The organism is Patulibacter americanus DSM 16676 (genome assembly GCF_000420025.1).
In the GTDB taxonomy this organism is placed as follows: Bacteria; Actinomycetota; Thermoleophilia; order Solirubrobacterales; family Solirubrobacteraceae; genus Patulibacter; species Patulibacter americanus.
This window is the reverse complement of the sequence record NZ_ATUD01000020.1, coordinates 1-26,285: the sequence shown is the minus strand read 5'-3', so window position 1 is coordinate 26,285 and position 26,285 is coordinate 1. Positions and strand designations below refer to the sequence as shown.

The 26,285-nt window shown below is 72.2% G+C and carries 23 protein-coding genes; 20 read left to right on the top strand and 3 right to left on the bottom strand.

The annotated features are described in order from the left end of the window. The first annotated feature begins 48 nt into the window (after positions 1–48). Both atpD and atpC read left to right on the top strand, forming a co-directional pair. Positions 49–1,455, top strand: coding sequence for a F0F1 ATP synthase subunit beta (atpD, locus tag F593_RS0120270; protein ID WP_022930571.1), 1,407 nt, complete (start codon positions 49–51; stop codon positions 1,453–1,455). Between the two features lie 5 nt (positions 1,456–1,460). Continuing rightward, the gene (gene atpC / locus F593_RS27065; protein WP_022930570.1) at positions 1,461–1,892 is read left to right on the top strand and encodes an ATP synthase F1 subunit epsilon; all 432 of its coding nucleotides are present in this window, start codon (positions 1,461–1,463) and stop codon (positions 1,890–1,892) included. A 147-nt stretch (positions 1,893–2,039) separates the two neighbouring features. Here the strand turns inward: atpC and F593_RS30125 are convergent, their stop codons facing one another. Further along, positions 2,040–2,180 (bottom strand): hypothetical protein, encoded by a 141-nt coding sequence (locus tag F593_RS30125; RefSeq protein ID WP_022930569.1) that lies wholly within the window; start codon positions 2,178–2,180, stop codon positions 2,040–2,042. Positions 2,181–2,275: 95 nt separating this feature from the next. Between F593_RS30125 and F593_RS27060 the strand changes: the two genes are divergently transcribed. The 5 genes from F593_RS27060 (at position 2,276) to F593_RS0120235 (ending at position 8,220) form a co-directional block, all read left to right on the top strand. Continuing rightward, on the top strand, positions 2,276–3,421 hold the full coding sequence (locus F593_RS27060; RefSeq protein ID WP_022930568.1) for a M20 family metallopeptidase: 1,146 nt from the start codon (positions 2,276–2,278) through the stop codon (positions 3,419–3,421). A 92-nt stretch (positions 3,422–3,513) separates the two neighbouring features. Continuing rightward, positions 3,514–4,875 (top strand): UDP-glucose dehydrogenase family protein, encoded by a 1,362-nt coding sequence (locus tag F593_RS0120250; protein ID WP_022930567.1) that lies wholly within the window; start codon positions 3,514–3,516, stop codon positions 4,873–4,875. 10 nt (positions 4,876–4,885) lie between these two features. Beyond that, on the top strand, positions 4,886–5,989 hold the full coding sequence (locus F593_RS0120245; protein WP_022930566.1) for a nucleotidyltransferase family protein: 1,104 nt from the start codon (positions 4,886–4,888) through the stop codon (positions 5,987–5,989). Between the two features lie 35 nt (positions 5,990–6,024). After that, positions 6,025–7,086: a bifunctional phosphoglucose/phosphomannose isomerase gene (locus F593_RS0120240; RefSeq protein WP_022930565.1), complete on the top strand. Its 1,062-nt coding sequence runs from the start codon at positions 6,025–6,027 to the stop codon at positions 7,084–7,086. A 123-nt stretch (positions 7,087–7,209) separates the two neighbouring features. After that, the gene (locus F593_RS0120235) at positions 7,210–8,220 is read left to right on the top strand and encodes a nucleotidyltransferase family protein (protein ID WP_022930564.1); all 1,011 of its coding nucleotides are present in this window, start codon (positions 7,210–7,212) and stop codon (positions 8,218–8,220) included. Positions 8,221–8,251: 31 nt separating this feature from the next. Here the strand turns inward: F593_RS0120235 and F593_RS27055 are convergent, their stop codons facing one another. After that, on the bottom strand, positions 8,252–9,127 hold the full coding sequence (locus F593_RS27055) for a cytochrome c oxidase assembly protein (RefSeq protein WP_022930563.1): 876 nt from the start codon (positions 9,125–9,127) through the stop codon (positions 8,252–8,254). A 62-nt stretch (positions 9,128–9,189) separates the two neighbouring features. On the opposite strand from F593_RS27055, the gene F593_RS27050 reads away from it, so the two are divergent. The 9 genes from F593_RS27050 (at position 9,190) to nadA (ending at position 19,291) form a co-directional block, all read left to right on the top strand. Next, complete coding sequence (locus F593_RS27050; protein WP_022930562.1) at positions 9,190–9,870, top strand: ComF family protein; 681 nt, start codon at positions 9,190–9,192, stop codon at positions 9,868–9,870. A gap of 37 nt (positions 9,871–9,907) precedes the next feature. Continuing rightward, complete coding sequence (locus F593_RS0120220; RefSeq protein WP_022930561.1) at positions 9,908–10,255, top strand: co-chaperone GroES; 348 nt, start codon at positions 9,908–9,910, stop codon at positions 10,253–10,255. Positions 10,256–10,575: 320 nt separating this feature from the next. After that, the gene (hpf, locus tag F593_RS0120215) at positions 10,576–10,944 is read left to right on the top strand and encodes a ribosome hibernation-promoting factor, HPF/YfiA family (protein ID WP_022930560.1); all 369 of its coding nucleotides are present in this window, start codon (positions 10,576–10,578) and stop codon (positions 10,942–10,944) included. Positions 10,945–11,112: 168 nt separating this feature from the next. Further along, a complete protein-coding gene (gene secA, locus F593_RS0120210) occupies positions 11,113–13,968 on the top strand; it encodes a preprotein translocase subunit SecA (protein ID WP_022930559.1) in 2,856 nt (951 codons plus the stop codon). A gap of 91 nt (positions 13,969–14,059) precedes the next feature. Next, positions 14,060–14,698: a GNAT family N-acetyltransferase gene (locus F593_RS0120205; RefSeq protein WP_022930558.1), complete on the top strand. Its 639-nt coding sequence runs from the start codon at positions 14,060–14,062 to the stop codon at positions 14,696–14,698. A gap of 27 nt (positions 14,699–14,725) precedes the next feature. After that, a complete protein-coding gene (gene prfB / locus F593_RS0120200; protein WP_022930557.1) occupies positions 14,726–15,847 on the top strand; it encodes a peptide chain release factor 2 in 1,122 nt (373 codons plus the stop codon). A 192-nt stretch (positions 15,848–16,039) separates the two neighbouring features. Further along, complete coding sequence (locus tag F593_RS0120195) at positions 16,040–17,206, top strand: acyl-CoA dehydrogenase family protein (protein WP_022930556.1); 1,167 nt, start codon at positions 16,040–16,042, stop codon at positions 17,204–17,206. Between the two features lie 142 nt (positions 17,207–17,348). Further along, the gene (gene nadC, locus F593_RS0120190) at positions 17,349–18,212 is read left to right on the top strand and encodes a carboxylating nicotinate-nucleotide diphosphorylase (protein WP_022930555.1); all 864 of its coding nucleotides are present in this window, start codon (positions 17,349–17,351) and stop codon (positions 18,210–18,212) included. A gap of 14 nt (positions 18,213–18,226) precedes the next feature. Next, the gene (gene nadA, locus F593_RS0120185; protein ID WP_028721844.1) at positions 18,227–19,291 is read left to right on the top strand and encodes a quinolinate synthase NadA; all 1,065 of its coding nucleotides are present in this window, start codon (positions 18,227–18,229) and stop codon (positions 19,289–19,291) included. A gap of 123 nt (positions 19,292–19,414) precedes the next feature. On the opposite strand, the gene F593_RS0120180 is transcribed toward nadA, so the two are convergent. Further along, the gene (locus tag F593_RS0120180; protein WP_022930553.1) at positions 19,415–20,677 is read right to left on the bottom strand and encodes a M16 family metallopeptidase; all 1,263 of its coding nucleotides are present in this window, start codon (positions 20,675–20,677) and stop codon (positions 19,415–19,417) included. A 182-nt stretch (positions 20,678–20,859) separates the two neighbouring features. Here F593_RS0120180 and ftsE point away from each other — a divergent pair, with 182 nt between their 5' ends. The 4 genes from ftsE to F593_RS0120160 all read left to right on the top strand — a co-directional run bounded on the left by ftsE (position 20,860) and on the right by F593_RS0120160 (position 26,232). Further along, complete coding sequence (gene ftsE, locus F593_RS27045; RefSeq protein ID WP_022930552.1) at positions 20,860–21,771, top strand: cell division ATP-binding protein FtsE; 912 nt, start codon at positions 20,860–20,862, stop codon at positions 21,769–21,771. A gap of 48 nt (positions 21,772–21,819) precedes the next feature. Next, positions 21,820–22,719 (top strand): cell division protein FtsX, encoded by a 900-nt coding sequence (locus F593_RS0120170; RefSeq protein ID WP_022930551.1) that lies wholly within the window; start codon positions 21,820–21,822, stop codon positions 22,717–22,719. Between the two features lie 187 nt (positions 22,720–22,906). Further along, positions 22,907–24,160 (top strand): S41 family peptidase, encoded by a 1,254-nt coding sequence (locus F593_RS27040; RefSeq protein ID WP_022930550.1) that lies wholly within the window; start codon positions 22,907–22,909, stop codon positions 24,158–24,160. Continuing rightward, positions 24,157–26,232 (top strand): ribonuclease R family protein, encoded by a 2,076-nt coding sequence (locus F593_RS0120160; protein WP_022930549.1) that lies wholly within the window; start codon positions 24,157–24,159, stop codon positions 26,230–26,232. The genes F593_RS27040 and F593_RS0120160 overlap by 4 nt, the downstream gene beginning before the upstream one ends. Positions 26,233–26,285 lie beyond the last annotated feature (53 nt).

Here is a 26,285-nt window from a genome sequence, read left to right as displayed (position 1 = left end):
CCACAACCAGTCGCAGTACCGCCCGTACCCGCACGAGAAGAGGATCTGATGGAAGCCGCAACTGTCACCACCACCGGGCGGATCGAGTCGGTCCAGGGCGTCGTCGTCGAGGCGTCGTTCCCGGCCGGTCACCTCCCCGCCCTGAACAACGCCGTCGAGTCCACGCTCCGCGACGGCACGCGCCTCGTCTTCGAGGTGCAGCAGCACCTCGGCGACGACCGCGTCCGCGCCGTGGCCATGGAGTCCACGGACGGCCTGGCGCGTGGCGTCGAGGTCCGCGACACGGGCGGCCCGATCAGCGTGCCCGTCGGCGACGTCACGCTCGGCCGCATCTTCAACGTCCTCGGCGAGACCATCGATGAGGGTGCCGAGCTCGCGCAGCACGAGACGTGGGGCATCCACCGCCCGGCGCCGAAGGTCGAGGACCTGACGCCGACCACGGAGATGTTCGAGACGGGCATCAAGGTCATCGACCTGCTCGCCCCGTACGCCAAGGGCGGCAAGATCGGCCTGTTCGGCGGCGCCGGCGTCGGCAAGACCGTCCTCATCCAGGAGCTCATCAACAACCTGGCGCAGGAGCACGGCGGTCTGTCCGCGTTCTGCGGCGTCGGCGAGCGCTCCCGCGAGGGCACCGACCTCTACCTGGAGATGCAGGAGTCGGGCGTCATCGACAAGACGATGCTCGTCTTCGGCCAGATGAACGAGCCCCCGGGAGCCCGCATGCGCGTGGCGCTCACGGGCCTGACGATGGCGGAGTACTTCCGTGAGCAGGGCGGCCAGGACGTGCTGCTCTTCATCGACAACATCTTCCGCTTCGTGCAGGCCGGCTCCGAGGTCTCGGCGCTGCTGGGCCGCATGCCGTCCCAGGTCGGCTACCAGCCGACGCTCGAGTCGGAGATGGGTCAGCTCCAGGAGCGGATCACGTCGACCCGTCAGGGCTCCGTCACGTCCGTGCAGGCCGTCTACGTGCCTGCCGACGACCTGACCGACCCGGCGCCGGCCTCGGTGTTCGCGCACCTGAACGCCACGACGTCGCTGTCCCGCTCGATCTCCGAGAAGGGCATCTACCCGGCCGTCGACCCGCTCGACTCGACGTCGACGATCCTGAAGCCCGAGGTCGTGGGCCAGGAGCACTACGACGTCGCCAACCGGGTCAAGGAGATCCTGCAGCGCTACAAGGAGCTGCAGGACATCATCGCCATCCTCGGCATCGACGAGCTCGGCGAGGAGGACAAGATCCTCGTGCAGCGCGCCCGCAAGGTCGAGCGCTTCCTGTCGCAGCCGTTCCACGTCGCCGAGCAGTTCACGGGTGCCCCGGGCCAGTACGTGCCGATCGCCGAGACGGTCCGCTCCTTCAAGGAGCTCATCGAGGGTCAGCACGACGACCTGCCCGAGTCCGCGTTCCTCCTCAAGGGCTCGATCGACGACGTCGTCGAGGCCGCCAAGAAGGGCTGATCGGCGTGGCCGTCCACACCCCGTTCCGCGCCGAGGTCCTGACCCCCACCGGCGAGCTCTTCGCCGGTGAGGTCCAGCAGGTCTCCACCCGCACGGTCGCGGGGGAGATCGGCATCCTCGCCAAGCACCAGCCCCTCCTCGGCCGTCTCGAGCCGGCGGAGCTCCGGTTGACCCTGCCGGACGACGGCGAGGTCAAGCGCTTCATCCAGACGGGCGGCTACCTCCAGGTCGCGCAGGACGGCAACGTCCTGCTGCTCGTGGACCACGCGTACCCGGTCGAGGAGTACGACCGGGCCGACGCCGAGGCCCAGCAGCGCGAGGCCGATGAGCGCCTCGAGAAGACGGAGCCCGGCACGGAGGCGCACCGCCTCGCCCGTGCCGGCAAGCGCCGCGCCGACGCGCTCGTGCGCCTCGGCGACACGCTCCAGAACCGCTAGTCGGTCCCGGCGCAGCGTCTCGCTGCGTCGGACCACGCGGTCCCGAACGACGAAGGGCCCGGATCTGCCGATCCGGGCCCTTCGTCGTTCCTGCGGTGCCGTGGTCGGGGGAGCGGTCTTCCGCGTCCCGCCCGGCGACGGCGGGGCCTAGAAGCCGCCGAGGTGGTTCCAGATCATCACCAGGAACATCCCGGCGAACGCGATCACGTTGGAGATCGCGAACAGCAGGGTGATCGGGCCGAGCTTGACCTGCTCGTCCTTGTGGGCGGGGTGATCGATGTTGCTCATGGTGCTGCCGCTCCGTCGGGGTCGATCCCGGCATCTTTGCACGCGGCGCCGACCCGCGACCCGCGTCGCGGCGGCGGCGTCCGTATCCTGGCCTCATGGACGAACGGCTGCTCACGGAGCGGCTGGTCGGGTACGACACCTCCCGCTCGGACGGCCTGCGGGCCGCAGGGGGGTTCGTCAAGGGCTGGCTCGAATCGCACGGGATCGACGCGCAGGAGCGCGACCACGACGGGCTGCCCGTGCTGCTGGCCAGCGTCGGGTCGACCGACCCCGCGGCGCCGACCGTGATCTTCCACGGGCACATCGACGTCGTCCCCGCCCACGAGGAGCAGTTCAGCCCCGAGCTCGACGGCGATCGGCTCTACGGCCGCGGCACGTACGACATGAAGGGCGGGCTGGCGGCGATGCTCTGCGCGCTGCGCGACTGCGCCACCGAGATCCGGGAGCAGGGCGCGGCCACGCCGATGTCTGCGGCCCGCGTGCAGCTCGTCGTCGTGCCGGACGAGGAGAGCGAGCAGGTCGACCGTCGCTCCACGGACGCGCTCGTCAAGGAGGGCGTGCTCACGGGCGACTTCGCGATCACCGGGGAGCCGACGGAGCTGCAGGTCGGCGTCCAGGCCAAGGGGGTGCTGGCGGCACGGCTGGCCGTTCACGGCGTCTCGGCCCACGGCTCCACGCCCTGGCTCGGCGACAACTCGATCCTGAAGGCGCTCGACGTCTTCCGGCGGATCGAGACGCTCCCGTTCTCGCGGCAGAGCAGCGACCTCTACGACCGTCCGTCGATCAACCTCTCCCGCATCGACGGGGGAGAGGCGTTCAACATGGTCCCCGACCGCTGCGAGATCACGATCGACATCCGCTTCGTGCCCGGCCAGGACCCGCAGGAGATCCTCCGGCAGATCCGCGCGATCCCCGACGTCGAGGTGCTCCGTGTGCTGGAGCGGGCCCCGGCGATCGTCTCGCGCCGCAACCCGTTCGTGGTCGCCCTGCGTGACGCGGTCGGGCGCACGGGGGAGGGCGCCGGCATGGCGATCGGCCGCGACGGCGCCTCCGACGCCTTCGCGTTCCTCGAGGCCGGCATCCCGGCGGTCGAGTTCGGTCCCTCGGGCAACGGGCACCACGGCCCGGAGGAGTGGGTCTCGGTGGCCTCGCTGGCCCGCTACCGGCGCGCGCTCGTGGAGTTCGTGCGCGCCGTCCCGGCCGCCGCCGCGGCCGCGCGGGCCGACTCCGGGGTCGCCTGAGCCGGGGCCGCCTGGCCGTCCCGGCGCTGCCGGGCGGCGAGCGTTCCGGCTGCGGGCGGCCCGGCGGGCGCGCGGTGTAGCCTCACGGGTCTATGTCCGCAGAGCGTGAGCCCATCGGCGTCATCGGCACCGGGTACGTCGGCCTGGTGACGGCCGCCGGATTTGCCGAACTCGGCAGCGACGTCGTGTGCGTCGACATCGACGCCGAGAAGATCGCGCGGCTCGAGCGCGGCGAGATCCCGATCTACGAGCCGGGCCTGAAGGAGCTCGTCGAGAAGAACCGGTCACGCCTGACCTTCACGACGGACATCTCCGTCGCGCTCGAGCGTGCCCGGCTGCTGTTCGTGGCCGTCGGCACCCCGCCGACCTACTCGGGCGACGCCGACCTCTCCGCCGTCCATGCCGTGGTCGGCGCGATGCCGGCGTCGGACTCGCACGCCCTGATCATGAAGTCGACCGTCCCGGTCGGCACGGGCAAGGTCATCAAGCGCGTGTTCGAGGAGCAGGGCAAGGGCGGGTTCCGCTACGTCTCCTGCCCCGAGTTCCTCAAGGAGGGCACGGCGGTCGCCGACTTCCTGCGTCCCGACCGCGTGGTCGTCGGCGATGACGGCGACTGGGCCGGCGACGCCGTCGTCGACCTCTACCGCCCGCTGCTCAACAGCGAGCACGGCGGCCAAGGCCCCGCGGCCCCGCTCGGCGCGCTCGTCCGCACGGACATCGCGTCGGCCGAGATGGTGAAGCTCGCCTCCAACGCGTTCCTCGCCACGAAGATCTCGTTCATCAACGAGATCGCCAACGTCTGCGAGGAGACGGGCGCCGACGTCCTCGAGGTCGCCAAGGGCATGGGCCTCGACGAGCGCATCGGCCCGAAGTTCCTCAAGGCCGGCATCGGCTTCGGCGGCTCCTGCTTCCCCAAGGACGTCACGGCCCTCAAGCAGCTCGCCGGCAACACGGGCTACCACTTCCAGCTGCTCAACGCGGTCGTCGAGGTCAACGAGCTGCAGAAGCGCCGCGTCATCGGCAAGCTCGAGAAGCACCTCGGCACGCTCGTCGGCAAGCGCATCGCGCTCCTCGGCCTCGCGTTCAAGCCGAACACGGACGACATGCGCGAGGCGTCCTCGCTCGTGCTCGCCGCGCGCCTGCAGGCCGCCGGTGCGACCGTCGTCGCGCACGATCCGATCTCCGCCGACGTCGCCCGCCCGATGCTGCGCGGCGTCGACTTCGCCGACGATCCGATCTCGGCCGTGCGCGGCGCCGACGCCGTCGTCCTCGTGACGGAGTGGCAGGAGTTCCGCGACCTCGACCTCGTGCAGGTGCGTGAGGCGATGGCCGGCGACGTGCTCGTCGACGGGCGCAACGCGCTCGACGGCGAGGCCGCCGTCGCCGCCGGCCTGCGGTACGAGGGCATGGGCCGCCCCGCGCCGCAGCCTGCACCCGCCAAGTCCCACGCGTAGGTCCGCGACCGTGCAGGCCGTCATCCTGGTCGGGGGGCAGGGCACGCGCCTGCGCCCCCTGACGACCAACCGCCCCAAGCCGATCGTTCCGCTGGTCGACCGGCCGTTCATGGCCTACATGCTCGAGTGGGTGGCCTCGCACGGCATCACCGACGTCGTCATGTGCTGCGGGTTCCTCGCCGACTCCATGGTGCAGGAGCTCGGCGACGGCTCCCGCTGGGGCGTGAACATCACCTGGGTGCAGGAGCCCGAGCCCCGCGGCACCGCCGGCGCGCTCAAGGTCGCCGAGGAGCACCTCGACGGCCGGTTCCTCATGCTGAACGGCGACGTCCTCACCGACCTCGACCTGACCGCGCAGATCGCGCAGCACGAGGCCACCGGGGCGACGGGCACGCTCGCGCTCGTCCCCGTCGAGGACCCGACCGCCTACGGCCTGGTCCGCCTGCACCCCGACAACCGCGTCGACGAGTTCCTCGAGAAGCCCGACCCGGACGAGATCGACACGGACCTCATCTCCGCCGGCGCCTACGTGCTCGAGCGCTCCGTGCTCGACATGATCCCGGCCGATCGCATGGTCTCCATCGAGCGCGAGGTCTGGCCCCGGCTCGTCGAGGACGGCCTCTACGGCTGCGTCCACCGGGGGCGCTACTGGATGGACATCGGCACGCCGCAGCGCTATCTCGAGGGCACGGAGGACATCCTCGCGGGCCGCGTGCGCACCCGCGTGACGGAGCGCCTGGCGCACGGCGCCGTCGACCCGTCCGCCACCGTCGCCGACGGGGTCGCGATCGCGGACGCCGTGCTCGTGGAGGCAGGCGCCACGATCGGCGCGCGCTCCACCATCGGCACGGGCTCCGTCGTGGGCCGCGACGTCACGATCGGCGAGGACGTGATCCTCGAGCACGCGGTCGTCCTGGAGGGCGCGACGGTCGCTGCCGGCGCCCGTCTGCGCGACTGCGTCGTGGGCGCGGGGGCGGTCATCGAGGGCCACGTGCACCTCAGCGAGTACGCGATGGTGGGCGACGGCGCTACGGTCGGGGAACACAACGCGCTCGCCCGCGGCGCCCGGGTCACCCCCGGCGCGGTGCTCCCGCCGGGCGCCCTGCGGTTCTGAGCACGCCTTCCAAAGCCCCCACAAGGGAGATCCCCATGACCCAGACCACCGACCTCGACGTCGCTGCCGTCTCCGCCGTCGACCCGACGGGCCAGGTCGCCGACACGCTCGCCCTCGGCGATCACCTCCGCGACGCGATGTGGAAGGCCGAGTCAGCCGGGCTCGGCGAGTGGGACAGCCGCGGCGGCCTCGTCGTCGCGGGCATGGGCGGCTCCGCGATCGGCGGGATCCTCGCGCGCGCCGCCCTGGGCGACCAGGCCGGCCGCCCGATCATCTCGACGAAGGGCTACGAGCTCCCGTCGTGGACGACGGACGACACCACCGTCCTCTGCGCGAGCTACAGCGGCGACACCGAGGAGACGCTCGCGTGCTTCGAGGCCGCCGGCGTGATCGGCGCCCGGCGCGTCGTCGTCACCTCGGGCGGCGCCCTGGGCCGGCTGGCCCGGGAGGAGGGTGTGCCGGTGATCCCCGTCGCCGGGGGGCTGCAGCCCCGCGCCGCCGTCGGCTACATGCTCGTCGCCGTCCTCGAGACCGCCGCCGCCTGTGGGGCCGGCCCGTCGCTGCGCGCCGAGCTCGACGTGGCCGCGGACGCGCTGGACACCCTGGCCGGCGAGTGGGGCCCGGGCGGTCCCGACGACGGCGACGCGAAGACGCTCGCCCGCGCCCTGCACGGCACGATCCCGGTCTTCACCGGCATGGGCCTCACGACGCCCGTGGCGTACCGCTGGAAGTGCCAGGTCAACGAGAACGCGCAGTCCCCCGCCTTCTGGAGCGAGCTCCCGGAGATGGACCACAACGAGATCGTGGGCTGGGGCTCCGCGGCGTCGATCGGCCCGCTCTCCCTCGTGCTGCTCGAGGACTGCGACGCCCATCCGCGTCTCGTCCGTCGCGCCGAGCTGACCGCCGACCTGGTCCGCGACCAGGCCGCCGGCGTGCATCGCATCCAGTCGCGCGGCTCGACCGCCGTGGAGCGCGTGCTGTCGCTGGTGCTGCTCGGCGACCTCGTCTCCCTGTACCTCGCGGTGCTGTCCGGCACCGACCCCGAGCCGGTCGAGGTCATCGACCAGCTCAAGGTGCGCCTCAGCGCCGACGACTGAGCCGGCGCGGGGTACCCGTTCGGGGGGCCCGGCAACCGCCGGGCCCCCCGGGCGTCCAGCCCCGCCGCCCCGGGCCGTGGTGCGGACCACGGCGGCTTCGGGGCGTGCGGTAGCGTTGCCCGCGTGCTGCCCGCCATGGTCCTCGCCGCCGGCCTCGGAACCCGACTCCGGCCCCTCACCTTCGAGCTCCCCAAGCCGATGGTCCCGCTGCTGGATCGGCCCGCCATGGCCCATACGCTCGACCTGCTGCACCGGCACGGGATCGACCGCATCGTCGCCAACCTCCACTACTTCCCGGACACGATCCGCGACTACTTCGGCGACGAGCTGACGTACCTGCAGGAGGAGGAGCTGCTCGGCACGGCCGGCGGCGTCCGCAACGCGAAGGACTTCTTCGGCGACGAGCCGTTCCTCGTGATCTCCGGCGACGCACTCACCGACCTCGACGTCACGAAGCTCGTCGAGCGCCACAAGACCGCCGGCGGGGTCGCGACGCTCTGCGTCAAGAAGGTCACCGAGACCAGCGAGTACGGGGTCGTCCTGCACGACGCCGAGGGCCGCATCACGGGCTTCCAGGAGAAGCCGGACCCGGACGAGGCGCTGTCCGACCTGGCCAACTGCGGCATCTACGTCTTCTCGCCCGAGATCTTCGACTACTTCCCGGACACGGACTTCGTCGACTGGGCGAACGACGTCTTCCCGAAGCTTCTCGAGAACGACGTGCCGTTCCACATCCACGAGATGGACGAGTACTGGAACGACGTCGGCGCGCTGGACGAGCTGCGCAACGGCACCTTCGACGCCCTGAGCGGCAAGCTGCACCTCGAGGCGCTGCCCGGGGCCGGCCCCGAGGCGATCGTCGTCGGCGAGGGCTCCTCGCTCGACGCGGCCGAGCTCGTGGAGGGCCCCGTGTGGGTCGGCCGCAACGTGCAGGTGGGCTCGGGCGTCCGCCTGCAGGGCCCGCTCGTCCTGGGCGACAACGTCGTCGTGGGGGAGGGCGCCGCGATCAAGCGCTCCATCGTCCTGCCCGGCACCGTGATCCAGGACAAGACGATCCTCATCGAGGCCATCACCGGCCAGACCGGCATCGTCGCCGCCCTGCGCCCGCGCGCCGAGAGCCGCACGGGCGCCTGAGGCGCCGGAGCGGGGCCCGTCCCGGCCCCGCTCAGATCCGCATCGCGGCGGTGTCGGCCGCGATGCGGGCCTCCTCCTCCGCGCGACGTTCCTCGGCCTCACGGCGGTCCATGAGTCGCTCCTCGCGCTGCGCCTGCAGCTCCGCCTCGCGCAGGCCGCGGATGAAGAGGACGAAGAACGCCACGCCCATGATCAGGACCTGCTCCGTCGCCATGAGCGCGCCGGCCATCATCTGGTCCGTGGTCGGGGCGAGCCCGAACCAGGCCGGCTGGTCCTCGTAGAAGCTGTAGAGCGCCTTCGGCGCGAACGTCAGCGCCATGCCCAGCAGGCCGACGGTGACCTTCGTGACGCCCATGTAGGCCATGGGCCCCATCGCCGTCATGCGGTCGCGCGACGGGATCGGACGCAGCAGGTGCCACCAGTAGAGGAACCCGATGCCGGTGAAGGTCATGTGCTCGAACAGGTGGACGGTGTCGTAGCGGCTGGCGGCGTTGTAGAGCGCCGGGACGTGCCAGACGTACATGCCCACCGTGTAGGCGACCAGGCCGAACCACGGCTTGGCGAGAAAGCCGATCCGCTGCTCGATCCACTGCACCCGTCGCGTGATCGGGCGCATCAGCACGCGGTTGAGCCCGAACAGGAGCAGCAGCGGGAACACGTCCAGCAGCAGCAGGTGCTGGACCATGTGGAAGACGAAGAGGTGGTCGCCGAGCCCGTCGATCGGGTTGCCCTGCGCGATCACCAGGACGAGGCCGCCCGACACGTAGGAGAGCAGCCGCCAGACTGGCGCGTGCGCCTTGTCGGGCGAGCGGCGGACGGTGATCCAACGACGGATGTAGACCGTCCAGAGGATCACCGCGAGGATCAGCGGCGGGAGCTCGGGGCCCCACGAGATCGGCGGCGTCACGACACCGGATTGTTCCACTCCGCCCCTGGTTGCGCCCCACCCCTCGGCGGGACCATCGAGCGGTGCCGCGGATGCTCGACCTGCTCGCCGCGGCGGTCGCCCCCGACCGCTGCCTGCACTGCCGTGCCGCGGCGCGCCTCGGCGCGCCGCTGTGCGACGCGTGCCGGCGGGCGCTGCCGTGGCTGGGCACGGACGGCTGCCTCCGTTGCGGGCTGCCCCGCGCCTGCCTCCGGAGGCGGTGCCCGGCCCGTGGGGCCGCGTTCTCGGGCGCGTGGGCGCCCCTGGCCTACGAGGGGCCGGCCCGGGCGCTCGCACTCGCCGCGAAGGAGCATGCGGCCCGGCGCGTCGCCCCGTGGCTGGCCGCGGCGATGACGGCCCGGGCGCCCGCGGCGCTGCTCGCCGGCACGGAGGCGGTGGTGCCGGTGCCCCCGGATCCCGCACGGCTGCGGCGGCGCGGCGAGGACCACGCCGGTCTGCTCGGCGCCCACGTGGCCCGGGCCGTCGGGCTGCCGTGCCTGCCGCTCCTGGCCCGGGCGCGCAGCGCGCCCGCCCAACACGCCCAGGATCGTGCCGGACGCCGACGGCTCGCGGCCCCCGACGTGCTGGCCCCGCCACCGGCCACCGTGCTCCTGGTCGACGACGTGCACACGACCGGGGCGACGCTCGGCGCCGCCGCCGGTGCGTTGCGGGCCGCGGGGGCGCGTCGGGTCGTGGCGCTGACCGCCCTGCGGACCCTCCGATGAGCGTTCCCGCGCGGAGGGGCTACCCTCGGGCGCAGCGATGAAGCAACAGCTGCGCCCCCTCTTCGACCGCGTCGTCATCAAGGAGCTCGAGCCCGACCGCGTCCGTCAGTCCGGGCTGCTCGTCCCGCCGGGCACCCACGAGCCCCCGCCGCAGCACGGCATCGTGCTCCAGGTGGGGCCGGGGCTGGACTGGTGGCAGCAGGCGGGCGTGCGGATGCCGGTGCAGCCGGGCGACCACGTCGTCTTCCCCGCGTCGGCGGGCACGTGGATCGACGTGGAGGAGGAGCGACTGCTCGTCTGCCGCGTCGGCGAGCTGCTCGGCGCGCTCGAGCCGCTCGACGAGACCCCGGGCATCCGCGAGCTGCCCGGCGCCGAGCAGGATTGACGGCGAAGCGGTGCCGGCGGGGCGCCGGCGTCCGCCGCCTCATCCGAAGGTCCACATGATCGTGGTGGCCCGAAAAGGGGCCGTTCGGCGTTCCGGAGCGTGCTCTTCGGATTCGTCGCTCCGGGCTCTGAGTCCCGTTCCCGGGTGTCTCACGCGGATCCCGGAGAGCGTCGGGGCGCCTACCACGCGGGGCCTCCGGAGTCCAGGTCCGATGGTCCATACCAGGATTGGAAACGCAATGTCGACTGCCCCTTGCGTTCTGCCTGTGCGTGCTGTTACCGTCGCGTTACCGCTGGATTCCAACCCCAAAAAGGAGCGCCATGCGGATCGAAGTGAAGGGTCGCAACTACCCGGTCACTGAGGAGGTGCGCGAGTGCATCGAGCGCCGCTTCCGAAAGGTCGATGCCCAGGTCTCGGAACTCGCCGAGCTGGAGATCGAGCTGTCGGAGGCACGGAACCCGGCGATCGCCGAGCCGTTCCGGGCCACCGCCACGTTGCGCCTGAAGGGCGTGACCCTCAGGTCGGATGACGCCAGTCGCGACATGATGCACGCGATCCACCTCATGGAGCAGGAACTCTCGCGGCAGGTCAAGCGCCACCGCGTGCAGCGGCGCCACCGGCGCGACGCGCGTCACACGGTCCAGGCGCAGCGCATGCGCGCCGCCGAAGGTCCGAGCGCCTCCGCCTGACCCCTCTTCCCGCAGGCCGCACCGGCGCGCGTCCCCTCGACGCGCGCCGGGCAGCGCCCTGCGAGCCGCGCCTGCGTGCGGCGTCACGAGCCTCCGGCCCCGTCACCGATCGGTGAACCGTCGCGGGACGTGACCAGCTGACGGAACCCCGCTGGTACGCTCGGGTGTATGGGACTTCTTTCTCGCGCGCTGAGCATCGGCGAGGGCAAGCTGCTGCGCGAGTACGAGCGTCGCGTGGAGCGCATCAGCGCCTTCGAGCCGGAGCTCGAGCTCGCCTCGGACGCCGAGCTGCTCGACCGCTTCACCGGACTCCGCGAGGAGTCGCGCAACGGCCGCAGCCTCGACGACCTGCTGCCGGAGACGTTCGCGGTCGTGCGCGAGCAGTCCAAGCGCACGCTCGGCATGCGCCACTTCGACGTCCAGCTCATCGGCGGACAGGTCCTCCACGGAGGCTCGATCGCCGAGATGCGTACGGGCGAGGGCAAGACGCTGACCGCCACGCTCGCGGTCGCGCTGAACGCCCTGCCCGGCCACGGCGTCCACCTCGTCACCGTCAACGACTACCTCGCGGCGCGCGACGCCGAGTGGATGGGCCGGCTCTACCGCGCCCTCGGTCTGTCCATCGGCGTCCTGCAGAACCAGCAGGCGTACGAGGACAAGCGCGCCGCCTACGCCTCCGACATCACCTACGGCACGAACTCCGAGTTCGGCTTCGACTACCTGCGCGACAACATGGCGCAGTCCCTCGAGGAGAAGGTGCAGCACGGGGGACGCATCGGCGAGGACGGCCGTCCGGTCGCGATGCACAACTTCGCGATCGTCGACGAGGTCGACAACATCCTCATCGACGAGGCGCGCACGCCGCTGATCATCTCGGGCGCCCCGGAGAAGGCGGCCGACCTCTACATCACGTTCGCGAAGATGGCGAAGACGATGACCACGGGCAAGAAGCCCGAGGGCATGGATCCGAAGACGAAGAAGGAGTTCGTCGCGGACTACGACTTCGAGTTCGACGAGAAGCACAAGACCGTCGCGGTGACGGAGCAGGGTGTCGAGAAGGCCGAGCGGTTCCTCGGCATCGACCACCTCTACCGCGCCGAGAACGGGCACCTCGTCAACCACCTGCACCAGTCGCTGAAGGCCGAGGCCCTCTACAAGCGCGACAAGGACTACGCCGTCATCGACGGCGAGGTCGCGATCATCGACGAGCACACGGGGCGCATCCTCGAGGGTCGTCGCTGGTCCGAGGGCCTGCACCAGGCCGTCGAGGCGAAGGAGGGCGTGGCGGTCCAGGAGGAGAACCAGACGCTCGCCACCGTCACCCTCCAGAACTACTTCCGGATGTACAAGAAGCTCGGCGGCATGACCGGCACGGCCATGACCGAGGCCACCGAGTTCCAGAAGATCTACAAGCTCGGCGTCGTCCCCGTCCCGACGAACCAGCCCGTCCTGCGCCTCGACCGCAACGACGACGTCTACAAGACGAAGGACGGCAAGTGGGCCGCCGTGACCCGCGAGGTCGTCGAGCGCAACGCGAAGCAGCAGCCCGTGCTCGTCGGCACCGTGTCCGTCGAGGTCTCCGAGCTGCTCTCGAGCCTGTTCACGAAGGCCGGCATCAAGCACACGGTGCTGAACGCCAAGCCGGAGTTCGCGGCGATCGAGGGCGAGACGGTGGCCGAGGCCGGGCGCCCGGGCGCGGTCACGATCGCGACGAACATGGCCGGCCGTGGCGTCGACATCAAGCTCGGCGGCGACCCGGAGCACCTGCTGCGCAAGCGCCTGCGTCAGGAGGGGCTCACCCCCGGCGACGAGGGGTACGACGAGCGCTTCGCCGAGGGCCTCGACGCCATCAAGGAGCAGTGCGCCCGCGACCGCGAGATCGTGGTCGAGGCCGGCGGCCTCTTCATCTGCGGCACGGAGCGCCACGAGTCGCGCCGCATCGACAACCAGCTCCGCGGCCGCGCCGGCCGTCAGGGCGACCCGGGCGAGTCGCGGTTCTTCCTCTCCGCCCAGGACGACCTCGTCCGCATCTTCGCCGGCGACCGGATCTACAAGATCCTCGACCGCTTCCAGGCGGTCGACGACGATGGCAACGAGCTGCCGATCTCGGCGGGCATGCTCACGAAGCAGATCGAGAAGGCGCAGCGCACGGTCGAGGAGCGCAACTTCCTCGTCCGCAAGCGCGTCCTGGAGTACGACGACGTCATCAACGAGCAGCGCCGCGTCGTCTACGCCTACCGGGACCAGATCCTCGAGGGCCGTGACATGAGCACGGACGCCCAGGAGGAGCTCGGCAACGTCATCCAGCGGGCGATGGACGAGTACCTGCCCGCCGCGGACTTCGAGCTCTGGGACACCGACGCGCTGTTCAACGCGCTCCAGGCGATCTGGCCGGTCTCGCTCGACCGCGACGAGTTCGACCCGGACCGCACGGACCGCGACGAGCTGCTCCGCCAGCTGCACGAGGACGCGGTGGCGTCCTACGGCCGCCGCGAGGAGGAGCTCGGCGAGGAGCTCATGCGCCAGGTCGAGCGCTACCTGCTGCTGTCGATCATCGACCAGCGCTGGCGCGAGCACCTCTACGACATGGACTACCTGCGCGAGGGCATCCACCTGCGCGGCTACGCCCAGATCGAGCCGATCGTCGCGTACAAGAACGAGGCCTACGACCTCTTCCAGGACCTGATGGCGTCGATCTGGACGGACTTCGCCCAGATGGTCTTCAACGTCGAGGTCGAGGTCGAGGACCCGATGCCGGATCCCGCGGCCGCGTCGGCGAACCCGCAGAACCTGAACTACTCCGGCGGCACCGGCGGTCTGCCGACCTCGCTCGAGCAGGTCGCCGCGGGCGACGTCGACGCCGCGGCGCTGGCGGCCTACGACAACCCGGACGGCGACGAGTCGCCGCTGCCGCCGGCCGTCCAGCAGCGCGTTCTGGCGGGCCACGACCAGCTCGGTCGCAACGACCTCTGCTGGTGCGGCTCGGGCCGCAAGTACAAGAAGTGCCACGGCGCGAACGTCTGAGCTGACCCGCCCCACGGCCGCGCCGCTCCCGGCTGGGGGTGGCGGGGCGGGACGGGGCAAACGTCCGCGACGGTCGTATCCTCACTCTCAGATGCCGTCGCTCCGGACCCCGAGTCCCCCGCTGAGCTCCGGCGGGGTCATGCTCCGCGCCCTGCGGGGACCCGACGTCCCCGCCATCACCGAGGCCTGCCAGGACCCGGACATCCAGCGCTGGACCCGGGTGCCCATGCCGTACCGGGAGTCGGACGCCCGCGGGTGGATCGCCGCGATGCGCTCCCGCGAGAACGCGGGGGAGGCGCTCGAGATGGCGATCGCCGACGCAGACTCGGGCCTCCTGATCGGCGCGATCGGCGTCGTGCAGCTCAACTGGCGCCACCGCTGGGGCGAGATCGGGTTCTGGGTCACGCCCGAGGTCCGCGGTGCCGGCGTCGCGACCACCGCCCTGCGGATGCTCTCCCGTTGGGTCCTGGGGCCCTTGGGTCTCGAGCGTGCCGAGCTGCGGATCTGGGAGGGCAACGCCGCGGCCCGGATGGCGGCGGAGAAGACGGGCTTCGTGCACGAAGGCACGCTGCGTGGGGCGGTCATCGACCGCATGGGCGGGGAGCACCGGCGCGACGTCGATGTCTACGGGCTCCTGCGGGTCGACGTGGCGGCGGAGCGCGCGCCTGAGCGTCGTGCCGAGCTGGGCGGCGGGCGCGTGCCCACCGGCCTGGTTCGGGATCGCCGCTGACCGTCCCCTGCTAGCGTCGGAGGACGAATGGCCGTCCCCGAATCCGCCCCCGAACGCACCGCGACCGCCCGCCGGCGCTTCGTCGACCTCGAGCCGCACCTGCGCCCCACGGACCTGCGCGCCCGTGTGGCCGAGCTCGAGGAGGAGATGGCGGAATCCGGGTTCTGGGACGACCAGGATCACGCCACGAAGGTCAACTCGGAGTACTCCCGGGCGACCGCCAAGCTCGCGGTCCACGACGGCCTCGCGCAGGACCTCGACGACCTCGGCGAGATGCTCGAGATGGCCGAGGACGACGACGACCTCGGCGCCGAGCTCGTCGAGCAGCTCGCGTCCGTCGAGAAGCGCCTCGACGGCCTGGAGGAGGAGCGGCTCTTCACCGGCGACTACGACGCGGGCGACGCGCTCGTGACCATCAACGCCGGCGCGGGCGGCACGGACGCCCAGGACTGGGCCGAGATGGTGCTCCGCATGGAGATGAAGTGGGCCGAGAGCCGCGGCTTCAAGGTCGATCTGCTCGAGGCGTCCGCGGGCGAGCAGGCCGGCATCAAGTCGGCGACGTTCCGGGCGGTCGGCGACCACGCCTACGGGCTCTTCGGCGCGGAGCGCGGCGTGCACCGCCTCGTGCGCATCTCGCCCTTCGACTCGCAGGGCCGCCGCCAGACCGCCTTCGCGGGCCTGGAGGTCGCCCCGGTCGTCGACGAGGTCGGCGACATCGAGATCCGCGACGACGAGCTGCGCGTCGACACCTACCGCGCGTCCGGTGCCGGCGGCCAGCACGTCAACAAGACGGACTCGGCGGTGCGTCTGACCCACCTGCCGACCGGGATCGTCGTGGCCTGCCAGCAGGAGCGCTCGCAGACCGCGAACAAGGTCATGGCGATGAAGATGCTCTACGGCAAGATCGTGGAGCAGGCCGAGCGCGAGCGGGCCGAGGAGATCGCCAAGGAGAAGGGCGAGTCGCAGGACGTCGGCTGGGGCTCCCAGATCCGCTCCTACGTCCTCAACCCGTACACGATGGTCAAGGACCTCCGGACGGGCGTGGAAACGGGCAACGTCCAGCTCGTTCTCGATGGCGCCCTGGACGACTTCGTCCGCGCCTGGCTGCTGCAGCAGGCGGGCCAGAGCGAAGCCGCACCGGCGGAGTAGCGCGGGCCGCCCGGGCCCGGTGGGCGGCGTCGGCGCGCCCGTGCGCGGCGGCGCCGAGCGCCGGCCGGCCGAGCGGGTCGCGAACGCCCGCCGGTTATCGGCTGGCCAGCCAGCCAGGAGCCGAGTAGGATGTGGCGCCTCCTACGCCGCGCGGACGCGTGGCGTGGCCGATCCCGACCCCGGAGCCTCCCGATGCCCATCGACTTCACCCTCACCGACGAGCAGCAGGCCTATCGCGACGCGCTGCGCGACACGTTCGCCCGCGAGGTCGGCTCGGCGGAGCAGCGCGAGCGTCTGACGGAGGGGCACACGGTGCACCACAGCCCCGAGCTCGCGGCGAAGCTGGGCGCGTCCGGGCTGCTCGGGCCGAGCATCGCCGAGGAGCACGGGGGCGGGGGCGCCGGGGTCGTGGAGGAGATGATCCTGCTCGAGGAGCAGATGCGGGCGCTTGCGCCGATCGGCGCCTACCCCGTCTCGCTCATCGTCGCCGGGGCGGTGCAGAAGTTCGGCACCCCGGAGCAGAAGGAGCTCGTGCTGGGGAACATCGCGGCGGGCGGCGTCGAGGCGATCGCGATGTCCGAGCCCGAGGCCGGCTCCGACGTGGCCGCGCTGTCGACGACGGCCAAGCGCGTCGACGGCGGCTGGGTCCTCAACGGCGTGAAGGTCTGGATCTCGAACGCGCACATCGCCGACCGCATCCTCATCGTCTGCCGCGACGCGGAGGTCGACGCGGATCCCGCCACGAAGAAGCACGAGGGCCTCTGCATGATCTGGGTGGACCCGAAGGCCCAGGGCGTCCGCGTCGACGGCATCGAGACCATCGGCGGCTACCGCGAGGTCAACTACGTCTACCTCGACGACGTGTTCGCCCCCGACGACGCGCTCCTCGGCCAGGCGGGCGCCGGCTGGATGCAGCTCATGGCGGGCCTGAACACCGAGCGGCTGATCATCGCGGCGCTCGCGCTCGGTCAGGCGGAGCAGGCGCTGGGGGAGGCCCTCCAGTACGCGAAGGACCGCAAGCAGTTCGGCCGGTCGATCGGGTCCTTCCAGGTGCAGCAGCACCGGCTCGTCGACATGGCGACCGAGGTGGAGCTGGCCCGCCTGCTCGTCTACAAGGTCGCCGCGGACGTCGACCGCGACCCGACCGCGCTCTTCCCGCGCGAGGCCTCGATGGCCAAGGTCTACGCCACGGAGACGGCCGAGCGGGTCGTCAACCGCGCGTTCAAGATCCACGGCGGCTACGGCTACGCCAAGGAGTACGCGATCTCGGGCCAGCTCGCGCACTCGCTGGTCGCCACGACGTTCGGCGGCACGAACGATATCCAGCGCAACATCATCGCCAAGGTCATGGGGCTGTAGGGGCCGCCGCCGCGCGCGGGAACGCCCCGGCCGTCGGCAGCCCCCACCGGCGGCTGCATCTCCGACCCCGTCCGCCGCACGCGCGGTCCGCATCACGGGTGAGGGCGGGGCCGCACGGGGGCGGGGCCTATCCTCCCTCGGGATGTCGCCGACCGACCGCTCCGCCGCGCTGCACGACCTCGTCGCCCGGGCCCTCGCCGAGGATCTCGGTGACGGCGACGTGACCGCGCAGGCCACCGTCCCGGAGGACCTGCAGGGACGCGCGACCGTCACGCAGAAGGCGCCCGGCGTGCTCGCCGGCCTCGAGGCGTTCGCGGTCGTCGCCGCCGCGGTCGACCCGGCGCTGCGGGTCGAGCTGGCGGCCGAGGAGGGCGTGTGGCGCGAGGGCGGCCCGGTCGCCGCGCTCGACGGGTCGGCGCGCTCCATCCTCGCCGCGGAACGCACGGCGCTGAACATCGCGGGCCGGCTCTCGGGCGTCGCGACGATGACCCGCCGCTACGTCGACGCGGTCGCCGGGACGAACGCCACGATCCTCGACACCCGCAAGACCACGCCGGGCATGCGGCTGCTCGAGAAGGCCGCGGTGCTGGCCGGGGGCGGGGCGAACCACCGGATCGGGCTCTTCGACGAGATCCTGATCAAGGAGAACCACGCCGCGATGGCCGGCGGCGTCGGCCCCGCGGTCCGGGCCGCCCACGCGCACCGCCCGGACCTGCCGCTCGTGATCGAGGTCCAGGACCTCGCCGAGCTGCGGACCGCGCTCGATACGGGCCTCGAGCTCGGGATCCCGGACTACCGGATCCTGCTCGACAACATGCCCCCCGAGGACATGCGCGAGGCCGTCGCGCTCTCCGCCGGACGCGTCGCCCTCGAGGCCTCGGGCAACGTCTCGCTGGGGACCGTCGGGGGCATCGCCGCGACCGGCGTAGACTTCATATCGGCCGGTGCGCTGACCCATTCGGCGCCCGTGCTGGACCTGTCGTTGATCCTGGAGCCCCGCTCGTGACCATCCAGCTGCCCATGGCCGACGACCCCGTTCGTGCCGGCGTCCCGGCGATCCCCGCCGACGAGCTGCAGGCCCTCCGCGAGGAGATCCGCGCGCTCGCCGCGGAGAAGAACGCGGTCATCCTGGCGCACAACTACCAGCTGCCCGAGGTCCAGGACGTCGCCGACGTCGTGGGCGACAGCCTCGGCCTGTCCATCGAGGCCGCGAAGACCGACGCGCAGACCATCGTGTTCTGCGGCGTGCACTTCATGGCCGAGTCCGCCTCCGTGCTGTCGCCGGAGAAGACCGTCCTGATCCCGGACGTCGACGCCGGCTGCTCCCTGGCCGACTCCATCACGCCCCAGCAGCTCAAGGCGTGGCAGGAGCAGCACCCCGGCGCCATCACCGTCATGTACGTGAACACGACGGCCGAGGTCAAGGCGCTCACGGACTACTGCGTCACGTCGAGCAACGCCGTGCCCGTCGTGGAGCGGATCTACCGCGACCACGGCCCCGACACCGAGATCCTCTTCGGGCCTGACATGTTCCTCGGGTCCTTCGTGGCCAAGCAGGTCGACCACCAGCCCGGCAAGTTCCACGTCTGGGACGGCGAGTGCCACGTGCACGCCGGCATCCGCCCGGCCGACATCGACCGCGTCCGCGGCGAGCACCCCGACGCGGACTTCCTGATCCACCCCGAGTGCGGCTGCTCGACGCAGGCCATGGAGTACGTCGCCTCGGGCGACATCGACTCCTCCGGCGTCCACATGCTCTCGACGGGCGGCATGCTCGACTTCGCCGTCGCGGAGGCCGCGAAGCCGGTCCCCGCGTCCGGCCGCCGCACGGCGATCGTGGCGACGGAGACCGGGATGCTGCACCCGCTGCGGATGGCCGCCCCCGACGTCGACTTCGTGCCGGCCAACGTGGACGCCGCCTGCGGCTACATGAAGATGATCACGCTGCACAAGCTCCGGGACTGCCTGCGGGACGGCACCGGCGTGGTCAAGGTCCCGGACGAGATCGCCAAGCGCGCCCAGCTGCCGATCGAGCGCATGATCCAGGTCGGCCGGGACGCCAACGCCCCGCTCGGCGGCGAGTAACCCGGAAGGCGGCCCGCCCCGAGACGCTCGGGGCGGGGCCCGCACCCCCTGCGGGTGCCCCGAGCCCGGACGAGGTCCTCCGCGGCCCGCCCCGAGACGCTCGGGGCGGGGCCCGCACCCCCTCTACTGCCAGTTCGAGAAGTCGGACTCCGTCTGCGGGCCGACGCAGGCGACGGAGGCGACGTCCGGATCGATCCGCTTGGCGACCTCGCGGACGTCGTCCAGGGTGACCTGGTCGAGCTGGGCGATCGCCGTGTCCGGATCGAAGCCCTCGCCGTAGAGGATGGACTGGCTCGCGGCGTGGCGGGCGACGGCGCCGCTGTTCTCGAACGCGAGGACGAGGCGGCCGGCGGTGTAGGCGCGGGCGCGGTCGACTTCCTCCGCCGTCGGGCCGTCGTCGTGCAGCTCGCGGACGATCTCGCGCATCCGGGAGTACGCCTCCACCGTCTTCGTGGCGTCGAGACCGGCGGAGAGCTGCAGCTGCGTGATGTCGCCGAGCGACCACGTGGACGCGGAGACGGAGTAGGCCAGGCCGCGCTGCTCGCGGATCTCGTCGAACAGGCGGGAGCCCATCGAGCCGCCGAGCAGCGTGCCGTAGATGGTCAGCGCGGCTCGGACCTTCGGGTCCGACGCGTCGAGGTCCGGGCGGTAGGCCATCCGCAGGTGCGACTGGTTCGTGTCGCGCTCCTCGACCACGATGTCGGTCGACGGGGGCGGGGCCGCCTCGACCTCGCCCGGGGCGTGGATGTCGGGGAAGCGCGAGAACAGCTCGTGGAGGCGCGCGTCGTCGGGCAGGTGGTCGACGGCGCCGGCGAGGTACGCCCCACCCGTGCGGCCGGACCAGCGGCGCTCGCGGAACGCCACGACCTGGTCGCGGGTGAACGTCTTGAGGTGCTCCGCCGGGCCGAGGACGGGGCGACCGAGCGGGTGGTCGCCGAACGCGGCCTTGTCCAGCAGCATCTCGGCCAGCGCGGAGGGCTGGTCGTTGTAGCGCGCGATCTCCTGGATCACGACGCCGCGCTCCTTGTCGAGCTCCTGCGCGTCGAGCAGCGGGCGGCCCGCGAAGTCGGTGAGCAGGTCGAGCGCCTCGGCGGCCGCCTCGGCGCGGACCGTGATGTGGAACGCGACCATGGAGTGGGACGTGAAGGCGTTCAGCACGCCGCCCATGCGCTCGGCGGTCTCGTTGACCTTGCGGTAGTGGTCGTAGGTCTCACCGCCCTTGAACACGAGGTGCTCGAGGAAGTGGGCGATGCCGTTCTCCTCCTCGTGCTCGGCGCGGGCGCCGGCGTCGAAGGCGACGAGCGCCGTGAGGGTGCGGGTCCCCGGCATTTGGATCCGGTGGACGGGCAGGCCGTTGGGGGCGACGGTGGACGTGATCTGCGGCATCTCCACGACCGTACCGCGTAAGGCTCGCGAGTCAGTGCGGACCCCGCTCCGCGCAGCGCGAGCGGGCGCCCGCGGGACCGCGACGGACCCCGGGGGATCCGCGGCCGGCCGCACGCAAGCCACCTTGCAGTGCATGCCCACGTGCAGGATTCGAGCCGTCCCGGTGCAACTCTGGAATCCGTATGGCCACCCAGCGCTCCAACGCCGCTCGTCTCCGCCAGGCCGAGGGTCGTGCCGACGCTCCAAGCCGCCGCCCGGCGGCCGAGCGCCCGTCGCACCCCGACGCCGTCATCGAGTTCCGCGGTGTCACGAAGTCCTACGACCACTCGAACGCGGGTGTCCGGGACGCGACCTTCTCGGTGCACCGTGGCGACTTCCTCTTCCTCGTGGGGCAGACGGGCGCGGGCAAGTCCACGCTCATGAAGCTCCTGCTGAAGGAGATGGAGCCGGACTCCGGCCTCATCCGCGTGGCCGGCCGCGACCTCTCCGAGATCACGCGCAAGAAGGTCCCGTACTACCGCCGCAACCTCGGCGTGGTGTTCCAGGACTTCAAGCTCCTGCCGAACCGGACCGTCTACGACAACGTCGCCTACGCCCTGCAGGTGACGGGCGCGTCGCGCAAGCAGATCCGCCAGCAGGTGCCGGACATCCTGCGCCTGACGGGCCTGTCGACGAAGCTGCACCACTACCCGCACCAGCTCTCCGGTGGCGAGCAGCAGCGCGTCTCCGTGGCGCGCGCGTTCGTCAACCACCCGCCGCTGCTGCTGGCCGACGAGCCGACGGGCAACCTCGACCCCGACACGACGATCGGGATCATGCAGCTGCTGTACCGCATCAACAAGACGGGCTCGACCGTCGTCGTCGCCACGCACGACGAGGGCATGGTCAACCGCATGCGCCGCCGCGTGATCGAGCTGCAGGGCGGCCAGATCATCCGCGACGAGGTCGCCGGCGGCTACGGCGCGCAGCCCACGAGCGAGTCGACCGCCGAGTTCGGCGCCCTCCTGCGCGGCGAGCCGGCGCCGGCTCCGCAGCGCCGCGTGCGCCGCGACCCCGACGCGGCCGACCTCTTCGACGAGGCGTTCTCGGAGTAGCGGCCCGCCGCTCCTCCGCACGCCCGCCCCGCCCCAGAAGGACCCTTCATGAACCGCGTCTCGTTCTTCCTCAAGGAAGCCCTCCGCTCCATCGGGCGCAACCCGATCCCGAGCTTCGCCGCCCTGATGGCGGTGCTGATCACCACGCTCGTCCTCGGCATCTTCATCCCCGCCGTGCAGCTGGCCAACGGTGCGGCCGCCGACGTCCGCGACCGCATCCAGGTCAACGTCTTCATGAAGACGAACGCCACGCAGGCCGACGTCGCCCGGGTCCGCGCACGCCTGGAGCGCACGGAGCACGTCAAGGACGTCGTCTACGTCTCGAAGGCGCAGGCGTACGCCGAGCAGAAGAAGCAGAACCCCGAGGCCTACGACCTGCTCGGGAACGTCAACCCGCTGCCGGACACGTTCCGCATCACGCCGGACGACGCGAACAACGGCTCGGCGATCATCGCCGCGCTGCAGACGAAGGGCGTGAACGGCAAGACGACGCCGGTCGACCCGAAGATCGGCTCCACGAAGGAGTCGAAGAACCAGGCCGCGAAGGTCGTGCAGATCACCGGCGCCGTCAAGCTCTCGCTCGGCCTGCTCGGCGGCCTGCTCGTGGTGGCGTCGATCCTCCTGATCTCGAACACGATCCGGCTGTCCCTCTTCTCGCGTCGTCGTGAGGTCGAGGTCATGAAGCTCGTGGGCGCGACGGACTCGTTCATCCGCTGGCCGTTCGTCCTCGAGGGCCTGATCCTCGGCACCATCGGCGGCGTCATGGCCATCGTCCTCCTGGGCCTGGCGAAGCTCACGATCCTGAACCAGCTCGAGGGCGTCGCCACGCTCATCTCGCGCCCGGACATGATCCAGTTCGGCCCGCTCATCGCGGTGCTCGTCCTCGCGTCGATCGGCGTCGCCGCCGCCGGCTCGGGCCTCTCGCTCCGCCGCTTCCTGCGGGTGTAGGACCTGATGCGGGCCCCGCCCCGAGCTTCTCGGGCCGGGGCCTCGCAGGACTGTGGCCGGGCTCGGGGCACCCGCAGGGGGCCGTGAGTGACGGGGCGGGGGCCGGGATGGCCTCGCCCCGCCGTCGTTCTCGGGTGTCCGACGGCCGCTTGAGTCGTCTTTCAGCGCTGGGGTTCATGCTGTGGGGGTGTCATCCCTCTCCCGCATCGTCCGCGGTGCCCTCGGTGCCGTGGTCGTCCTCGCCGTCGTCGGCGCGATCTTCACCGCCGGCGCCTGGGTCGGCGTCCGCGAGCCGCAGTCGCTGCCCGGGGTGATCCGCGACCGGGTCGTCGACCGGAAGGGCGCCGGCGCCGTCAACGAGGCGCTGGGCATCATCCGCGACGACTACTACAAGGATCCGGGCACGACGAAGCTCGTCGACGACGCGATCGCCGGCATGGTCGACGGGCTCGACGACCGCTTCTCGGCCTACTTCGACCCGAAGGAGTACCGGCGCTTCCAGGAGGCGCAGGACAACCGGCTGGACGGCATCGGCGTCGTCGTCTCCCAGGATCCGCGCGGCCTGCTGATCTCGAAGGTCTACGCCGGGGCGCCCGCCAAGGAGGCCGGCCTGCGGCCGGACGACGTCATCGTGCGGGCCGGCGGCAAGGACCTGAAGGGGCTCTCCGCCGACCAGGCATCGAGCCGCGTCCGGGGGCCGGCGGGCACGAAGGTCGAGCTCGTCGTCCTCCGGAAGGAGGGCAAGAAGGAGCGCCGGCTGACAATCACCGCCGAGCGGCGCCCCGTCGAGATCCCGATCGTCGAGTCGACGCTCCGGACCGAGGACGGGAAGAAGGTCGGGGTGGTCCGCCTGGCGCAGTTCACCAACGGCGCGGCGGGCCAGGTCAAGGGCGCGTTCCAGAAGCTGCAGCGTCGCGGCGCCGAGCGCTTCGTGCTCGACCTGCGGTCGAACCCCGGGGGCCTGGTCAACGAGGCCCAGGACCTCGCGGGGCTGTTCCTCAAGGGCGGCACGGTCGTGATGCTGAAGGGCCGCACGATCGGCACCTCCGTGTACCGCGCGGGCGACGACCCCGCGTTCCCGCGCGTCCCCCTCGTCGTGCTCGTCGACCGCGGCTCCGCCTCGGCGTCCGAGATCGTCTCCGGGGCCCTGCAGGACCGTGGGCGGGCCACCGTCGTCGGCACGCGCACGTACGGAAAGGGCGTGTTCCAGCGCGTCGAGCCGCTCGCCAGCGGCGGGGCGCTCGACATCACCGCGGGCCAGTTCTTCACGCCGAAGGGCCGCAACCTGGGCGACAAGAAGACGCAGAGCGGCGACGGCACCGCACCGGGTAAGGGGCTGGCGCCCGACGTGCGGGCGCAGGACGACCCGAAGACGCCGCGCACCGACGAGGCGCTGCAGGGCGCCCTGCGGCAGGCGGCGAAGGAACGGGGACCCCGATGAGCGGCAAGGGCAAGGGACGCAAGGGACCGAGCGGGCGCGCGAAGGGCCGCGGCGCGAAGCCGAGCGCCAAGCGGGCGGCCGAGGGCGCCGAGCCGGTCAAGCCGAAGGGCCCGCGCCGGCCGACGGGGCCCGCACCGAAGGGCCCCAACCGCGCGGCCCGTCGCGCCGGCCTGCAGCGCGACCGCCGGCCGGAGGGGCGCGCCCGCGTCGCCACCGCCGACGAGCGCGGGGGGATCGAGCTCACCCGCAACGGGCAGCCCGTGCTGCCGCGCGACGTGTGGCGGGACGAGTCGCCGTCGGCACCGGTGGTCGGCGTGCTGCGCCGGCGCGGCCGGTTCTACGTCGCCGAGCCGCTGTTCGACCGCGGCCGGTCCGTCACCGTCGACCAGGGCGCGCGCGAGCTGGGCGAGGGGCGCATCGGCCTCTTCGCGCCGCCGTCGCGCACGGGGCGGCGGGCGCGTGGGCACCGCGTGGTGCGCGCGCTGGGCTCGCCCGACGTCGCCCGCGACGTGCTCGAGGCGCTGCTGCTCGACCGCGGCCTGCCGCGCCGGATCGCCCGCGCCGTCGGCGTCGAGGCGGAGGGCGTCGCCAGCCGCCCGCAGGGCGAGGAGGATCGCCCGCGCCGCGACCTGCGCGACCTGCCGACGTTCACCATCGACCCGGCCCAGGCGAAGGACTTCGACGACGCGATCAGCGCCGAGCTGCTCGACGACGCGTCGGGCCCGGGCGACGCGCGGATCTGGGTCCACATCGCCGACGTGGCCGCGTACGTGCGCCCCGGTGGCGCCATCGATGAGGACGCCCGCTGGCGCGGCACCAGCGTGTACGTGCCCGGAACCGTCGAGCCGATGCTGCCCTCCGCGCTCTCGAACGACGCCTGCTCCCTGGTCCCGGGGGTCGACCGGCTCGCGGTGACGGTCCGCATGGAGTTCCGCGGCGGCCGCGTGGTGCGCGCCGAGGTGTTCCGCTCGCTCATCCACTCCGACGAGCGCCTGGACTACGAGCGCGTCGACCGGATCTTCGCCGGGCAGGAGCGCGCGGAAGACCCGTGGGCGACCCCCCTCGACGTCGCCCGCCGCCTGGCGCTCGCGCTCCAGGAACGCCGCGAGACGACGACGAACGCGCTCGAGCTCGACACGGGCGAGCCGCAGTTCCGGTTCGACGAGCGGGGGCACCCGAGCGGCATCGTGATCGAGCGGGCGACGGAGTCGCACCGCCTGATCGAGCACCTCATGATCAGCGCGAACGAGCAGGTCGCGCGGCTCCTGCAGGAGGGCGGGGTGCCCGCGTTGCACCGCGTGCACGGCCTGCCGGAGCCGTCCTCCGTCGAGCGCCTGGCCGACCAGCTCGCCAGCCTGGGCATCCCCACCGAGGGGGCCGCCACGCTGCCCGAGGGGGCGACACGCGAGCAGGCGTCCGCGGCGATCGCCGAGCTCTCCCGCCGGGTGGACGTCCACGCGCGGAAGACCGGCCACGGCCGCGCGGGCCTGTCGTACCTCGTGCTGCGGGCGCTCCAGCAGGCCCGGTACGAGCCCAAGCCGCTCGGGCACGCCGGCCTGGGGCTGCAGCACTACGCGCACTTCACCTCGCCCATCCGGCGCTACCCCGACCTGATCGCCCACCGGGCGATCCTCTCCCTGGTCGGGGGCGGCGAGGACGCCCCGGCCGGCTCCGCGAGCCGCCTGGAGGAGCTGGGCATCTGGTGCTCCGCGACGGAGCGCGAGGCGATGAACGTGGAGCGCACCGCCGACGCGATCACGCGGGCGTTCCTGCTCGAGCGCGTGGTGTTCGAGCACGGCGGGGACCAGCGCTTCGAGGGCGAGGTCTCGGGGTTGGCCGGCGGTGGCGCGTTCGTGCGCTTCGGCGGCGGGCGCCTCGACGACGAGGCGTTCGAGGGGTTCCTGCCGGTGCGCCGCATCGGCGAGGACTTCTGGGAGCTCAGCGACCTCGGCACGATGCTCGTCGGCACCCGCTCCGGCGCGACGCTCAAGATCGGCGACCCGCTCACGGTGGCCGTCGAGAAGGTGGAGCCCCAGAGAGGCCGCGTGTCGCTCGTGAGCGTCGTTCGCTGACGTCGCGGTTGGCCCGGCGCGGAACGGGCACGAGGGGGGCAGGCCGGGACGTC